20 protein-coding genes and 1 tRNA gene are annotated in these 14,398 nt (G+C 61.3%); 7 read left to right on the forward strand and 14 right to left on the reverse strand.

Annotation, left to right across the window (positions count from 1 at the left end):
* Nucleotides 1–108 precede the first annotated feature (108 nt).
* The 3 genes from CN933_RS13575 to CN933_RS13585 are packed head-to-tail and all read right to left on the reverse strand — an operon-like array spanning nt 109 to nt 3,112.
* Nucleotides 109–846, reverse strand: a complete 738-nt coding sequence (locus CN933_RS13575; RefSeq protein WP_018093833.1) for a copper homeostasis protein CutC — start codon at nt 844–846, stop codon at nt 109–111.
* Nucleotides 843–1,754: an ROK family protein gene (locus tag CN933_RS13580; RefSeq protein WP_102761775.1), complete on the reverse strand. Its 912-nt coding sequence runs from the start codon at nt 1,752–1,754 to the stop codon at nt 843–845. Before CN933_RS13580 ends, CN933_RS13575 begins: the two co-directional genes overlap by 4 nt.
* Nucleotides 1,751–3,112, reverse strand: coding sequence for an amidase (locus CN933_RS13585; protein WP_018093835.1), 1,362 nt, complete (start codon nt 3,110–3,112; stop codon nt 1,751–1,753). Before CN933_RS13585 ends, CN933_RS13580 begins: the two co-directional genes overlap by 4 nt.
* A 385-nt stretch (nt 3,113–3,497) precedes the next feature.
* Here CN933_RS13585 and CN933_RS13595 point away from each other — a divergent pair, with 385 nt between their 5' ends.
* Together CN933_RS13595 and CN933_RS13600 are read left to right on the forward strand one after the other, a co-directional pair.
* Nucleotides 3,498–4,232 carry a sulfate transporter family protein gene (locus tag CN933_RS13595; protein WP_018093837.1) on the forward strand — a complete coding sequence of 245 codons (735 nt, stop codon included), beginning with the start codon at nt 3,498–3,500 and terminating at the stop codon, nt 4,230–4,232.
* Nucleotides 4,233–4,308: 76 nt separating this feature from the next.
* Nucleotides 4,309–4,521 (forward strand): SlyX family protein, encoded by a 213-nt coding sequence (locus CN933_RS13600; protein ID WP_033047208.1) that lies wholly within the window; start codon nt 4,309–4,311, stop codon nt 4,519–4,521.
* A gap of 75 nt (nt 4,522–4,596) precedes the next feature.
* Here the strand turns inward: CN933_RS13600 and CN933_RS13605 are convergent, their stop codons facing one another.
* From CN933_RS13605 to CN933_RS13615, 3 genes are all read right to left on the reverse strand, one after another.
* Nucleotides 4,597–5,589 (reverse strand): BMP family lipoprotein, encoded by a 993-nt coding sequence (locus tag CN933_RS13605; RefSeq protein ID WP_018093839.1) that lies wholly within the window; start codon nt 5,587–5,589, stop codon nt 4,597–4,599.
* Nucleotides 5,590–5,874: 285 nt separating this feature from the next.
* Nucleotides 5,875–6,528: a peptide-methionine (S)-S-oxide reductase MsrA gene (gene msrA, locus CN933_RS13610; protein ID WP_018093840.1), complete on the reverse strand. Its 654-nt coding sequence runs from the start codon at nt 6,526–6,528 to the stop codon at nt 5,875–5,877.
* Nucleotides 6,529–6,580: 52 nt separating this feature from the next.
* Complete coding sequence (locus CN933_RS13615; RefSeq protein WP_018093841.1) at nt 6,581–6,898, reverse strand: membrane protein; 318 nt, start codon at nt 6,896–6,898, stop codon at nt 6,581–6,583.
* Nucleotides 6,899–7,128: 230 nt separating this feature from the next.
* Here CN933_RS13615 and CN933_RS13620 point away from each other — a divergent pair.
* Nucleotides 7,129–7,218: transfer RNA gene (locus tag CN933_RS13620), tRNA-Ser, on the forward strand.
* Between the two features lie 186 nt (nt 7,219–7,404).
* Here the strand turns inward: CN933_RS13620 and CN933_RS13625 are convergent.
* The 3 genes from CN933_RS13625 to CN933_RS31515 all read right to left on the reverse strand — a co-directional run bounded on the left by CN933_RS13625 (nt 7,405) and on the right by CN933_RS31515 (nt 8,275).
* Complete coding sequence (locus tag CN933_RS13625; protein ID WP_102761776.1) at nt 7,405–7,791, reverse strand: response regulator; 387 nt, start codon at nt 7,789–7,791, stop codon at nt 7,405–7,407.
* Nucleotides 7,767–8,003 carry a hypothetical protein gene (locus CN933_RS31510; RefSeq protein WP_180980713.1) on the reverse strand — a complete coding sequence of 79 codons (237 nt, stop codon included), beginning with the start codon at nt 8,001–8,003 and terminating at the stop codon, nt 7,767–7,769. Before CN933_RS31510 ends, CN933_RS13625 begins: the two co-directional genes overlap by 25 nt.
* 68 nt (nt 8,004–8,071) lie before the next feature.
* Nucleotides 8,072–8,275, reverse strand: coding sequence for a hypothetical protein (locus CN933_RS31515; protein ID WP_180980714.1), 204 nt, complete (start codon nt 8,273–8,275; stop codon nt 8,072–8,074).
* 65 nt (nt 8,276–8,340) lie between these two features.
* Between CN933_RS31515 and CN933_RS31810 the strand changes: the two genes are divergently transcribed.
* Nucleotides 8,341–8,787, forward strand: coding sequence for a hypothetical protein (locus tag CN933_RS31810; protein WP_245425068.1), 447 nt, complete (start codon nt 8,341–8,343; stop codon nt 8,785–8,787).
* Between the two features lie 353 nt (nt 8,788–9,140).
* Nucleotides 9,141–9,914, forward strand: coding sequence for a hypothetical protein (locus CN933_RS13640; protein WP_102761778.1), 774 nt, complete (start codon nt 9,141–9,143; stop codon nt 9,912–9,914).
* Here the strand turns inward: CN933_RS13640 and CN933_RS13645 are convergent.
* Nucleotides 9,866–10,237, reverse strand: coding sequence for an RNA polymerase subunit sigma-70 (locus CN933_RS13645; protein WP_245425069.1), 372 nt, complete (start codon nt 10,235–10,237; stop codon nt 9,866–9,868). The genes CN933_RS13640 and CN933_RS13645 overlap by 49 nt on opposite strands.
* 275 nt (nt 10,238–10,512) lie before the next feature.
* On the opposite strand from CN933_RS13645, the gene CN933_RS13650 reads away from it, so the two are divergent.
* The gene (locus tag CN933_RS13650; protein ID WP_102761779.1) at nt 10,513–10,905 is read left to right on the forward strand and encodes a hypothetical protein; all 393 of its coding nucleotides are present in this window, start codon (nt 10,513–10,515) and stop codon (nt 10,903–10,905) included.
* On the forward strand, nt 10,902–11,720 hold the full coding sequence (locus CN933_RS13655; protein ID WP_146032665.1) for a hypothetical protein: 819 nt from the start codon (nt 10,902–10,904) through the stop codon (nt 11,718–11,720). Before CN933_RS13650 ends, CN933_RS13655 begins: the two co-directional genes overlap by 4 nt.
* Nucleotides 11,721–11,744: 24 nt before the next feature.
* Here CN933_RS13655 and CN933_RS13660 read toward each other — a convergent pair whose 3' ends face one another.
* The 4 genes from CN933_RS13660 to CN933_RS13675 form a co-directional block, all read right to left on the reverse strand.
* The gene (locus tag CN933_RS13660; RefSeq protein ID WP_245425070.1) at nt 11,745–12,926 is read right to left on the reverse strand and encodes a phage major capsid protein; all 1,182 of its coding nucleotides are present in this window, start codon (nt 12,924–12,926) and stop codon (nt 11,745–11,747) included.
* Nucleotides 12,927–12,943: 17 nt separating this feature from the next.
* On the reverse strand, nt 12,944–13,666 hold the full coding sequence (locus CN933_RS13665; protein WP_102761782.1) for an HK97 family phage prohead protease: 723 nt from the start codon (nt 13,664–13,666) through the stop codon (nt 12,944–12,946).
* A 144-nt stretch (nt 13,667–13,810) separates the two neighbouring features.
* Complete coding sequence (locus CN933_RS13670; protein ID WP_102761783.1) at nt 13,811–14,086, reverse strand: hypothetical protein; 276 nt, start codon at nt 14,084–14,086, stop codon at nt 13,811–13,813.
* A 64-nt stretch (nt 14,087–14,150) separates the two neighbouring features.
* Nucleotides 14,151–14,369, reverse strand: coding sequence for a hypothetical protein (locus CN933_RS13675; RefSeq protein ID WP_102761784.1), 219 nt, complete (start codon nt 14,367–14,369; stop codon nt 14,151–14,153).
* Nucleotides 14,370–14,398: the final 29 nt, after the last annotated feature.

A 14,398-nucleotide genomic window follows, 5' to 3' on the forward strand; every position in this document is an offset into this window, starting at 1 on the left:
GCAGTTGCGGCTGGGCAGGCAGTCTCCGTTTGTCCCTTCGCCCCGCCTGCGGGAGAAGGTGGCCGGCGGGCCGGATGAGGGGCGGACGCCGGAAGGAAGCCTCACAACTTACGCTCGAATCTTCGCCCCTATGGCATCGAGCCGCGCCCGCATCGCCCTGATCGTTGCTGCGTCCGTGCGGCGACGCTCCGGCGCGGCGAATCCCATCTCGACGAGGCGCTTGTCTTTAGCCGGCTCAGCAACAGAACAGGACGAATGAACCTCGGCGACAGCAAGCCTCGGCACGATCGCTCCGACTGTGTCGATGGTGATGCCCGATCCGGGCATGATCGAGAGCCGTCCCGCCGCCAGTTCGATCAGTCTTTCCAGTGTATCGGCCGCTTCCGGTGCCGTTCTCGCGCCGCCCGAGGTCAGGATGCGTTCGAAGCCGAGATCGGCGGCGATCTCCACCGCCTCGGCGAAATCCGGCACCAGATCGAAGGCGCGGTGCAAGGTGAGCCCCAAACCTGACGCATGGCCGGCGAGTTTCGTCAGCATGCGCGCGTCCAGGCGGCCGTCGGCGAGCGATGCGCCGAGAACCACGCCGGCGAGTCCTGCATGCCGCGCCGCATCGATGTCGTGTCGCATGACCTCGAGGTCGGCCTTGTCATAGATGAAATCGCCCGCCCGCGGCCGGATCATCGCATAGACCGGCACCGGCGCGGCGGCGGCCATCAGGCCGGGGCTGGGTGTCAGCCCTCCCGCCCCAAGCGCCGAACAAAGTTCGATGCGGTCGGCGCCCCCGGCAACGGCTGCCTCCAGACCATCGGGATCGTCGACGCAGACCTCCAGCAATATGCGGCTCATGCCGATCTCCCTGCGAAGCCGAGCAGGGCGGCGCCGATCAGGCCGGGCTCCACCCGGCACTCGCCACGCACGACGAGCGGCCGGTCGTAACGCCTGAGGATGCGCGCCCGCACCGCCAGGTCGATCTCGGTGAGCAGCGCTTCGGCATTGGAAAGGCCGCCGCCCACCGGCACGATCGTCGCCCCGGTGATGTTGATCACGAGCGCCAGCGGCGAACTCACCAGATCGACGAAGACGTCGATCGTGCGCGCCGCCTCGGCATTTCCGTTCTGCCAGCCTTCGATTATGTCATGACTGGAGAGCGCCTTGCCGTGGACCGTCTCGTGGAGTCTTTCCAGCCCGCGTGCACCGCCGACCGTATCGACGCAGCGGCTCTGGCCGCAGCCGCAGGGAAAGGCCGGTATGTCCATGGGCGGGTGTCCGGCCGCGGCCGCGACGGCGGGGCCGTGACCCCACTCGCCGGCAAAGCCGCCATCGGCATTGATCAGCCGGCCGTCGATCACCAGCCCGCCGCCGACCCCGGTGCCGAGGATGGCACCGAAGACGATGCGATGGCCGCGCCCGGCGCCGACACCGGCCTCGGCAAGGGCGAAACAATCGGCATCGTTGGCGATCACCACCGGCAGGTGCAGCGCCGCTTCGAGTTCGGCGACGAGCTCACGCCCGTCGATGCAGGGAATGTTGGCGCATTTGATCCGGCGCGTCTCCGGATCGATCACCCCGGTGATCGAGATCGCCACCCTTTCGGGCAGGCCGCCCGCTTCGTCGAGCACGGATTCCATCGCCTCGACGAAGCGGCGGAAATCCGTGAGCGGCGTCGCGCGTCGGGGCAGCGGGAATATCCGCTCCGGCGAATGGGTGATCGCGCCCTTGATCGCCGAGCCGCCGATGTCGAAACAGACGATCATGCATCGCCCCGGATGGACGCCTCGGCGGCGAGTGCTGCGGAAAGCAGGCGGTCGTCCTGGTGATGAGGCGCCGAAAGCTGGAAGCCGACCGGCATGCCAGCCGCACCCGTGCCGCAGGGAAGAGAGACGCCGCAGAAATCCAGGAAGTTGCCGATCGATGTATTGCGCAGCGTCCTGGCATTGACCTTGAAGAAGAGATCGTCGTCGGCAAGAAGCGGATCGAGCGGCGGCGCCACATGCGGCAGGGTCGGATGCGCAATGAGCTCGCCGGCCCTGATGCTCTCGCCCGCTTCATGGATCAGCCGCTCGCGGGCGTCGAGGATGGCGATGTAATCGCTGACGGTGATCTTCTCGCCGAGGCGGCTACGGGCGACGACGCGCGGGTCCATGCGCTCCGCCTCAGGCCCTGCCAAGCGTTCCCGGTGCAGCGCGTAGGCCTCTGCCGTCACAAGAGCGCCGTGGCGGGCGGTAAGCTCGAAAATTTCCGCAAAGCTCGGGAAGGCCTGCCGGCGGACCTTCGCGCCCGCCGCTTCGAGGCGCTTGATCGCTTCCTCGAATGCGGTCACGACTTCCGGTTCGGCATCGTCGAAGACGATCGTCTCGGGAACGACGATTGAAAGATCGGCGATTTCGGCGCGGCGGATCACCGGCGCGGTCAGTCCATGCATGGCGGCGTCGGCCCAGACTGCATCCTGCACCGTCTGGCAAAGAGGGCCGAGCGAATCGAGGCTTTGCGCGAGCGGGAAGACGCCCTTCATCGCGTAACGGCCGCGTGTCGCCTTGTAGCCGACGATGCCGGTCATTGCCGCCGGGATACGGATCGAGCCGCCGGTGTCGGTGCCGATCGCCAGCGGTACGAGGCCGGCGGCGACCGCAGCGGCGGAGCCGGAGGAGGAGCCGCCGGGAATGCGATGGACATCCGCGGACCTCGGATTGCGCGGCGTGCCGTAATGCGGATTGATGCCGAGCCCGGAGAAGGCGAATTCGCTCATATTGGTCCGCCCGACGCTGACCATGCCGGCGCTGCCGATGTTCGCGACCACCGTTGCGTCGGCCGCGGCCGGCGGCCCTCCAGCGAGAATGACGGAACCTGCGGTCGTGACACCGCCGGCAAGATCGAAGAGGTCCTTCCAGGCGACGGGCAGGCCGTCGAGCAGCCCGAGGGAGCGGCCGGTCTTGATGCGCTCGGAAGCCGCCTTCGCTTCGCGCGCCGCACGCTCCTGCGTGAGCGCGACGAAGATCGATCGGTCGGGGTGGTTTTCGATCCGCGTCAGGGTTTCCGCGACAAGTGCGACGGGATCGAGCTTGCCGGACTGCGCGAGCACGGCGAGGCTCGCAAGTGTTCGTTGGTTGATCATGGTACCTTTTCCCGCTGGCGTTCCAGCGCTCGGATACGACTTTCCTTCCCCTGGATCACGATGTTTTTAGGTCGGGAGACCTGAAAACATGAGCGTGATCGTTTCCAGGAGGTTGAGACGCGGGATCCGGGCGGAAAACCGCACACACTTTTCCTCGTCCCGCTCCAGCATATCGTATTCGTTCGACGCACACGACAATGCCCTCCTCGTTATTCCGATAGAGCAGGCGGGGTGCTTCTGCGATGGTAAAGCAACCGGCGACTTGGGGGCTGTCGCCACAAAAGGAAACAGCAGCAGGCCCGAAAACCGCCTCCGGCCGGCTTGCCCCTGCCGGCCGCTCTGCCTACATGCCTTTCGGTTGCACTTACCGGCCAGGGAGACGGTCATGATTCTCGATGCGGCGCGCCTTGCCTTCGCCAATCTTTTCGCGACGGAGACCCGCACGGTCTTCTGGAAGGTCATCGGGCTGACGCTGCTGGCGCTCGTCGCGCTCTGGTTCGCGCTGCGCGAGCTTTTCGTCTGGCTTGCCCTGCCCTGGATCGATGCGCTGATGCCGGGCACACCCGACTGGGCGGGGTGGCTCACTTTCGTCGTCGGGATCTTTGCGAGCCTGGGACTCGCGCTCGCTCTGGCGCTGCTGCTGGCGCCGGTGACGGCGCTGATTGCCGGCTTCTTCCTCGACGATGTCGCCGAGGTGGTCGAGAAGCGGGACTATCCCGGCGAGGCGCCCGGCACGCCGCTGCCTCTCGCCGAGGCTATCACCGGTTCGGCGAAATTCCTTGGCGTCGTCATTCTCGGCAACATCGTCGCGCTTTTCCTCCTGTTGGTGCCGGGCGTCAATCTTGTCGCGTTCTTCCTCGTCAACGGCTACCTGCTCGGTCGGGAATTCTTCGAGTTCGCCGCCATGCGCCATCGTCCGCCCGCGGAGGCGCGGCTCTTCCGTGCCAAACATCGCTCGACCGTATTCCTCGCCGGCCTCGTGCTGGCGGCCTTCCTAGCCGTGCCTCTGCTCAACCTGCTGACGCCGCTCTTTGCTGCCGGCATGATGGTGCACCTGCACAAGATGCTCTCGGCGCGGGACACCGGATTTGCGGGCACGACCGCGGCTGCGAGAAGCTGATCGCACCGCGCTCCCTTGACACCCGGCCGCGCGCCGACATTCTGCGCCCGACTTTAAATCCGACCGACGGAGAAGCATGATGCGCGAAGCAGAAGAGCGGATCACCCGGCTCGAAGAGACGGTGGCTCATCAATTGAAGACCATCGAGGAGCTTTCGGACCAACTGGCGGAGCAATGGAAGGTGGTCGAGCAGACGCGCGCCAAGCTCGATCGTCTGACGGAACGGTTCCTGAGCCTCGAAGAACAGGCGCAAGATGCGACTCCGGTGACGCGCCCGCCGCATTATTGATGCCTCTTGATCCGACAAAAAAAGCCTCCGGTCGGATGAACCGGAGGCTTTTGAATAAGGTCAGATGTGCGACGATCAGTACGGGCAGGTCTCGTCGGTCATGTAGTCGTGAACCTGGACCTTGCCGGCGATGATGTCGGCCTTCACCTTCTCGACCGCTTCCTTCATTTCCGGCGTGATCAGCGCCTGATTGTGCTCGTCGAGTGCGTAGCCGACTCCGTCTTCCTTGAGACCGAGATTGGAGATGCCGAATTCGAACTTGTCGTCCTTCGCGGCCATGAAGGAGTCGTAGACGGCGACATCGACGCGCTTCAGCATGGATGTCAGCACCTTGCCCGGCTGCAGCATGTTCTGGTTGGAATCGACACCGATTCCGAGCTTGCCCGCATCCGCTGCCGCCTGCAGCACGCCCACGCCGGTGCCGCCGGCGGCATGATAGACGACGTCGGAGCCCTGATCGATCTGCGACTTGGCGATCTCGCCGCCCTTGACCGGGTCGTTCCATGCGTCGGGCGTGGTGCCGGTGTAAGCTTCGAGCACCTTTACGTCCTCACCGGTCGACTTGGCGCCGCCGACATAGCCGCAGGCGAATTTGTGAATCAGCGGGATGTCCATGCCGCCGACGAAGCTAACCGTCTTGGTCTTGGAGGCGAGGCCGGCAAGAACGCCGACGAGATATGAGCCTTCCTGCTCCTTGAAGACGATCGATTTGACGTTGGGTTTTTCGACAACCATGTCGATGATCGCAAACTTGGTATCCGGATATTCGCCGGCGAGCTTCTCGAGCGACGCGGCCCAGTTGAAGCCGGCCATGACGATCGGGCTGTTGCCGTCGCTGGCGAAGCGGCGCAGCGCCTGTTCGCGCTGGGCGTCGTTGGCGATCTCGAACTCGCGATATTCGATGCCGGTTTCGGCCTTGAACTTTTCGGCTCCGTTGAAGGCCGCTTCGTTGAAGGATTTGTCGAACTTTCCGCCGAGGTCGTAGATGATCGCCGGCTTGATGTCGGCGGCCAATGCCGTCGCGGACATCATCGAGAATGCAAGGAGACCGAGAATGGTTTTTTTCATTGTAAAGCCCTGTTGTCGCTATTGATCTTTTCGGGTCTTCCGCCGGTCCCGAACGGGGCCCCCACCGCGGAACCCGCCCCTCTCTTTAAGGCTTGGGTGGGCGCATCCTTGCACGGCTTCGGCAAAAAAACATCCAAATTTTTTCGGATGGTAAAAAAGCGATCCGGCCGCCGAACTGGGCGGCGGAGGCGGCTCACGGCGCAAAAAAGGGGTGCGGACATATATCCGCACCCCGTTCGATCCTACGCATGTCGACAGCGTCGGCTTCGACGCGCCGCGGAACGGTCAGGCGCCGATCGGGCAGCTGACGCCGGTGCCGCGCAATCCGCAATAGCCGTCCGGATTCTTGGCGAGATATTGCTGGTGATAGTCTTCGGCGAAGTAGAAAGGTCCCGCCTTCGCGATTTCGGTGGTGATCTCGCGATCATGCTTGCCGACCCGCAGCGCCTTCTGGAAGGCGTTGCGCGCAGCATTCGCCTCGGCGAGCTGCTCCTCGTCATAGACGTAGATCGCCGAGCGGTAGGTGGTGCCGACGTCGTTGCCCTGGCGCATGCCCTGGGTGGGGTCGTGCTCCTCGAAGAATGTCTTCAGCAGGCGCTGAAGCGAGACCTTGGCCGGATCGTAGACCACCAGCACCACCTCCGTGTGGCCGGTCAGCCCCGTCGTCGTCTCCTGATAGGTCGGATTGGGCGTGAGCCCGCCGGAGTAGCCGGCAGCCGTCACGTAGACGCCGGGGATCTCCCACAGGAGACGCTCGGCGCCCCAGAAGCAGCCCATACCGAAGAGGATCTTCTTCATGCCCTCCGGATAAGGGCCCTTGAGCGGCCGTCCGGACACGAAATGCGTCGTCGCGGTCGGGATCTCCTCCTCTCGGCCGGGCAGCGCCGTTGCAGCATCGGGCAGGATGGTCTTCTTGTTGAACATGTCGATCAGAAACATCTGAGGCTCCTTTCGTCAGCGCTCGTGGGAGCAAGCCGTGCGGCTGCGGCGCTCAGGCGGCAAAGCGCCCGGCAGCGGGTTTCTTCCTGTATCCGGCCATCCACAGGAGGAGGGCAAGGGCGAGGAATACGGCAAAGGCGGGCTGCGCCAGAATCCAGTGCAGCGCCCTGAGCCACATTGCAGGCCCGGCGCCGGTCCGCTGCAGCGACTGAATCCAGTTCAGCTGGTCGGACCCGATCGCCGCTATGCCGTCGGCAAGCGAAGTGATGACCGGCTCCGACGCCGCTACCGACTGAATGGAATCGATCGTCCCTGCAAAGACCGCAGCCATCAGCGCCAGAAAGCTCGCAAACCGAAGCAGCAACCGCATCCGCTCCCCCCTTTCGGCTCGTCCTGCGCAAGAGATAGGCGCAAGGGCGGGCAAGCGCAATGGCGGGTCATCCGCAGCAGCTTTCACGGCCTGTCAATAATATGTCAGAAACCAGTTGATCCCGCGCGCATCATCGGTATATATCGCGCCCGTCTCCCGGTTTCACCGGTGACGCGGAGAAGCTTCGCTTTTCCCCATCCAGCCGGATCGACCGCCGGCTGCAGAAGGATGGACAGGTGGCCGAGTGGTTGAAGGCGCACGCCTGGAACGCGTGTATACGTGAAAGCGTATCGAGGGTTCGAATCCCTCTCTGTCCGCCATTTCGTGGCGATAACCGATTGAAATTATTGGGAAATATGTCTTTTCGCGCTGTGCTTTCCTAAGTTCTTTCCTAACGCTTTTATCGGCGCTCTTTGCGCCATGCTCACGCGAAACGAGGCTTCGCGCCACCACGGTCGAGAAACAGCCATGCTGTGCCGGGGCATGCCCCGGCCGATTCGACATTTTTAGGATGCTGCGGAGGATCGCTCGTTCAGGAGTTGGGAAATAGCCGTTATTAATTGCGCCATTGCGAAAGGCTTTTCGAGCATGATGCTGTTCGGGACGCCGTGTATCGCCCAGTCGGGCGCGCTGTCGCCGCTGACGTATACGACAGCTATCTCGGGGTCGATCTCCCGCGCCGCGCGGGCGACCTCCCAGCCGTCCGGCGGCTTGCCGAAACGAATGTCGGTGATCAAGCCGAGGATAGGCGGATCGGCCGTATTCAGTAGTTCCGTCGCGGACCCTCCGGTGCTGGCCGTGACGACCACGAATCCCGCCTCCGTTAGTGCGTGCTCAAAATCAAGCAGCAACAGCGCCTCGTCCTCGGCTACCAATACGTGAACGGATTCCACTTGATTCCCCCGCTATCCGATGCCGGTGAACGCGAGGAAGGGAGATCGGTTCCATTTTTGAGATCGGGCGCGAACTGGCCGCAGCGCAGGAGCTTTTCCGATACCGGAAAGATGAAGGTGGCTTTACCGGATGGCTGGCGAGTCGCTTGCCGCATGTCGCCAAGACATCCGCGTATCGAGCCATCGAGGTTTTCAAAGGCATCGATCCGCAACTGTTTCCCCATTGGGGAAAGATATCAGACCGCGCTCTTGCCGAAGTCGCCAAAGCCGAACCGGAGGTTCAAGCGCTGATCGCCGAGCGCATCGCGCCCCAGCCGACGCGCTGGAAATCGAGTCCATCGCCAAACGGCGGCTCGCCGACGAATACGACTCGGCGCAGGAGCGTGGCGAGGTGGCGGGGCCGAAAGACGGAAAACTTGGGCGTTCTACAGGGGAACGCCCACCTACCGCCGCCGACATGGGTCTTTCTCGCAAGGATGTTCATCGGGCCGCTTGAACCGCCTACGCGCCGCGCATAGCATCGGGCATGGTTTAGGGAACGGAACGACGATGAAGGCCTCCGAGTTTGATCGGCGCTTTGATGCCGGCGAGGATGTCACCGACGCGGTGGATTGGGAAAAGGCCACCCGGCCGAACGCCAACGATCCGAAGGCCGGCGAGCAAAAACGCGAGAGAATAGCCGAACTAGGGCGACATATCACTGTGCTGTGTGACCGGCACGAAATCGCCTGCTATGAATTTATCAAAGGCCGCGAGGAAGAATTCGCCATCCCTGAAACGCGGGAAGTCTTCATCCGGCCAATTCGATCACCGATTTCCTATCTTATCGCCTTGCATGAGATCGGCCATGTTCTTGGCCGGTATCAGCTGAGCCGAGCTAGCGCTGTCCGCGAGCGCTGGGCATGGCGCTGGGCGAAAGCAAACGCTCTGATATGGACGGCCGCGATGGAAAGGTATTACGCCAACGCGATTGAGAGGTGGTTGCGCGGGTCATGATTCAAGGACTGGGGAAGAATCCCCTCGACCGCATACCCCGTAACGGTCAGCTTATCAGCCCATCGAGATATACAAGGGCGTTGACGCCAACTTGTTTGCGCATTGTGCAAACTTCTCCGACCGCACCCTAGCCGAGGTTGCCAAAGCTGAATCTGACGTTCAGGCGCTGATCACCGAGCGAATCGAGGCCGGCGAAATCTTCACCGTCGCCAAAGTCAATTGAAATGCATGGTGGACAATCCCTCACTAGCATTGACCTAACCTGTAGGAATCAGTTCGGAATCACTGGGACCTAACCTGGGGCGCGAACAAACATTATGAAGAGACCTTCGGTAAGCCCATTTGCGATAGCCATGTTGGTCATCATCTGCGTGCTTGTTTTTGTTCCGGTGATTTTTTTTAACCGCGAGCCCAACACGTTGGTTCAATGGGTATATGACTATCAAACGCTGATCGGGGGCTTGTTTGCCATTGCGGCCGCATACGTGACGGTGGTGCACATGCGAGCCAGTGACTACGACAATGACCGGAGACACGAGGACCTGATGGCTCTCTCATTGCGCTCGGAGCGCTTGCAGCTTGACCGGGCGTTCTCGCGAATTGCATACAGGCGGTCACAAGTTGACCGATTGCAGCTCCCCAAGGCTGACTTGCAGGCTTCCGACAGTTTCGAGCAGCGGTGCCAAAAGATTCTTGAGATCATTCCCGAGTGCATCGCGGCCCGAGACCGAGCTCAAGAGACGCGTGAATTCCTCGAGCGGGAGGAAGTAAGGACGTGCGAGGCGCTATTTGACGGGACTATGATGGCTGCTCGCGAGGAACTCAAGCTTGCGGCGCAGTCCCTTCTGATTCAATTCGGCCAAGTGACCTCAGCACGCAACATTTTCCGAGTCGCGAATGCTGGCGAAATTACTGACCGGCACGAGAGTATTCGGAACGCCATCTACAAATCAGTGATGGACGAGGCAGCGTGGGATAACACTTTCTTCACTTTCAAAGACGCGGCAAAGGCTTTCTTTGATCAGGCGGAACGGCTTTGGCAAAGCTTCCATACAGTGGGGAGCGAGTGGTCTTCATCTCAGCCGCGCGGTGGTGGTGCATATCGCGACCAGCCGAAGCGGCACTGAAGCGTGAACATGATTGCCTTGAGTGCCGTGCCATCGCTGCCGCTCGCGACGCGCATCAGCTGACCGACGAGCCGCGCCTCGACAACGGTGGCCCCGCACTGCAATTCATGGCGATAATGCTTTCGCAGCGTCGGCACCGTGACCGCGAGCACGGCGGCGATTTCACTTTGCGGCACGCCCGCGCCCGCCATCGCCTCGACGAAGCGCTGCGTCATCGCGGAGGGCTCGTGCGCGGGCCGTCCCATTCGTCGCGTTAAATTTCCCATGACAGTAGAAAAATAATGCTGACCTCGGGAAACGCCACCCGCTGTTTTCTTGCGCAAGAAAAATTCTCCGCGTGGCTCCCGCGCGGGCCCGCCGGGGGCGCTGCCTCTCAACTTTTGCCCGCCCCCCGTCAGAGGAACCTTCCCGCCCTTATGTGTGACGTGAATCATTTGCGGGCATCCCGTCACAACTAGTCGGTGCGCCACGTTCCGGTGTATCCACAGACCACACGTTTCAATCCTTCCGAGAAGTTTTAGTCCCGCTCGCATTCCGAAGCATTTCGTAGTAGCGGTCATTGTACTTGTCGGGAAGGGTGCACGAGCGAAGGATACCTATGGGGTGGGGCAAAGCGCTGCGGGATCGAATCTATCGGTCGCCGGGCGTCAAGACAGCAATCTCGATCTTCACTTCTGTGCTGGGCGGGATTTTTTCGAACACGTTGGTCACGGAAATATCGACGCCTAAGGGGATCGCTTGGGCATCGTTCTATAGCACCTTTTCTTTTTGGGCATTATTGCTCGTGTGCATTGTCACTTTCCTATTCCACCGCTTCCTGCACGCCTTTGAAACGGAGATCAGCGCCTTTAAGGATGACGACTTCTGTATGGCATACGCCCGCAGCCAGCTTATCCCAGCCCAGGTCGAAGCGTCCAGACAAGCGATTAACAGAGGCGAGGTCGAACAGTTCAAAGCGGCGATGAAGCAGATCAAGGATGTACTGAAATGAGGTACCTTGTAACGCCCTCATTCAGTGAAAAGGTGACGCGCTCAAGCCCGCGGGTGCTTGCGGCAGTCGGGGTTGCGCTGAAGGCCGTGGAAACAGCTACACGTGATCAACTGGTCGCCTCCACCGAGCCATTACTTGAAAGTGACGTCGGAATTTACGTCCTCAAGGGTTCTGAGTTCCAGATTCTGCTAAGCTTCGGAACCGACGCAGAGGGGGAGTACGCGTTGCTGGTCGACTTGATCGTGCAAGGCGGAGGACCTTTGCGGCCCCTCCCATCGCGCGATCCTAATCAGAACATGATGATCGATCCACGCCGCAACGTAATGATTGACCCAAACCGCAATATGATGATCGATCCTAATCGCAACATGATGATCGATCCTCGCCGCAACATGATGATCGATCCTCGGCGCAACATGATGATCGATCCTCGCCGCAACATGATGATCGACCCAAACCGCAACATGATGATCGATCCTCGGCGAAATTATCTCATCGATCCCAAACGGAATTGGTTGATTGACCCTCGCCGAAACACGGTCTGGGATGGTCCTTACCTCTTTGACTTGCGCGGTGCTGTGTCAGGATTCCTGGTGCGCGCCAGTGACAAAGTAGCCATCCTCTTTGACGAACACGCGAATTTCATCGGTCCAGTGGTTCCGGCAGGCGACAACTACAATGTGTTCGATAAGGCAGGGATCTGGACCGGATTTCTTGTTCCAAACGGCGTCGAAGGGTTCAATCGGTTCGACGTCTCGGGACGGTGGAGTGGCTTTGTGGTTGGCGATATCCTACCGAAGATCGCGACTACATAGCGGTATCTCCGCGAGTCCTCTCTGCTAGGCCACGTTTCCAAAATCGCCGTAGGTCAAGGCTAGTGGCTGCTTGACGGCAAGGCCGATCCTTTCCTCGGCCAAGATTGCGACGAGGTTTCGGACGAAGAAATCGGCATGCTCGGTGCTGACTTCAACCCTGGCGGCCCAGCGGTCATAGAGCGTCGCCGCCTGCTGGAAGTTGCCGACGAGGAACTTGTCCACGGACATCGCCTGCGTGGTCACGACCGGTAAGCCGAACAAGGCTGGCGCGATCACCGCCTGCGGATCACCGAGGATATATTTGCCGTCGGCGTCTTTCAGAAGGCGAATCCGCATCCAGTCGGAGGGATGCATCACGATCCCGTCCGCCGGGAAATCCGCCAAGGCGTTCTGCAAGATCGCGAGTCCGACGGTATCAAGCATCGTCGCGTTGGCGATGGCGAAGGGTGCGGCAAAGGCCGTCGAGTTGGGAACCAAACCACTCAGGTTGCTGCCACTACCGTCACCGTAGAGGATTTGGCCTTCCTCGACGTAAGCGAGGCCATAGCGTAGCTCGCCATCGATGATATCGCGGAGCTGCGGCACGTCATCAAGCACTTGCCGAGAGGCCGGAATCCAGTGCGCGATGACCTGTGTCGGCAAAGTCCGCAGTTGGAACGCCAGTCCAGACTCGGGCTTGACCGCGCCCTCCGCAACCGGCGCCGCATTATTCGTGCGCCCGATCTGGGCCGCATATTCAACCGCATTGCTGGATACGGAGACGACCGGCAGCAAATCCCGAACCTGCATCCGCCGGCGGGGTATCATCGCGGTCGTATCGCGCGTCGGGACGCCGAGGCTCCCTCCCGAGGTGGGATCGTTCGTGAGGGTGGTCTTCACCTCAAGGCGGAATCGGCCGGGTCGCGTCGTTTCCTCGGAAAATGCCTTCAGCCCGGTGTGTCTGGTGAATTGCTCGCCCCAAGTCTCGGCGCGACCGCTGCCGCTACCCCCATAAAAATCGGCCCTTGCTGCCCGCTGTTCCATATCGAAAATCCGTGCGGCAAAGCCGGCCATCTTCTCGTCCGCCTCGGTGAGCTTTCGCAAGACCGCTCCGGCATGTTCCCCGAACTTCGCCGAAAGCCGTTCAAATACGTCATCGGCGCTGCCTGCATCCTTCTTGCGGAGATGGGCTCCAGCGGCCAGCAGTGCGCGCGCCTGGCGCGTCATCGGACTGTTATGAATAGTCATGGCAATTCACTCCTGATGCGCGCCGTAGCCGCGTCCATAGTGGCCATTAGCGCGTTTGCTTTGTCGTGGTTAGCTTCCGAGAGGGCGTTCCAACCGCCCGCCGCTACTTTGGCAGCAAGACGGCGCGGCAGCGGTTCGCCCCTATGTAGGGCATCGACCAGATCGGCTTTCGTTTCGAAGCTTTTCACGTTTGAGATGCGCGCGCGCCGCTGCGCTGGCACCGCAACGAGCGATATCTCGCATAACTCCAACTCTCGAATTTCGAATGTGCCGTTTCCGAGATATCGGCGCCCGTCACCGGCCAAAACGAAGCCAATCGAGAGACCGTCGATATCGCCGGCAACGAGATGTTCGCGCGCTTGTTGCCCGGCGTCGGTTTGGAGAGAAAGACGGCCAGTGGCCCATAGTCCCTTCTCGGTTTCAACGAGGCGGGTCCAGCGCCCCACCGGCTGCTCTTGGCGATGCGCCCAGAGCATCGGCACAATGACGCCTTCCGCCGCGATCTCCCTCAGCGTTCTGGCAAAGGCGCCCTTGCGGATGATGTCACCTTGCCGATCCGGCTCGCCGTCAAAGGTAGCAGCAAAGCCTTGCACAGTGCCGTTCGCCTCGCTCTTCAATTCGAGGTCAATGGGTGCAGCGAATCTTGTTTCGGGGGTAAATTTCAGCATCGGCTCAACCCAATCGCAAAGCGCCGCCGTCGCGATAGTCGCAACAGCCATTTCTCTTTTCGCGCTTCCGACGCTCGCCACGAGGGGGCAGCCGTTCTGAAGATAGTACCGGCTCGGCGGTTCGTCCCTCCCAGTCCTGCTGGCGAAGTTCACTCAATCGAGCCGCACATAAGATAGGTATTTTTTCCTTGTCGGTCAATTCGACCGCCCTCCGCACTTATCCTCGCCCGTGATCGACCAGAAGAGGCCGCGGTCAATGTTGTCCGCGAAACGCCGAAGGTGATCGGCGGTGACGGCCGATCCTCTCATAGTTGCCGCCTGACCGGCGGCATACGTAAGCAGGCGGTCGATCACCAGCGGGATCGGCGCACCCGCCTCCACGACCATTTTCACCACGGCGCGCGCGATGATGGTGTCGCACGCCAATTGCGTCGTTTTTTCTGAGGAGGGGATTTTCGGCTTCTTTAGCATGGTGAGCCTCCTATTGAGCCGTGCCGGCCTGACCGTTACTGCGGCCAAGCCGACGGGATGGTGGTTAACCAGCAGCAGCTATCTGCTCGACAGTCGAGTTCTCGGGATAGTTCCGCCCGTTGTAGGTGACCCGGCAATCAAGCATGGCATTCCAATCCGGGCCGTGCTCGATGATCTCGTCTAGCTCGGCGATCTCATCGATGAAGAACACCGTTTCTCTCGGGCCCATGTCATAGAGATGGGTAATACTGACTTTCCAACGTTTTTCGCTTACCTCGGTCATGTACGTCTCCTTTCGGTCACCAGCGCCGG

The sequence above is a fragment of the Sinorhizobium sp. M4_45 genome (assembly GCF_002885915.1).
Classification (GTDB): domain Bacteria; phylum Pseudomonadota; class Alphaproteobacteria; order Rhizobiales; family Rhizobiaceae; genus Sinorhizobium; species Sinorhizobium meliloti_A.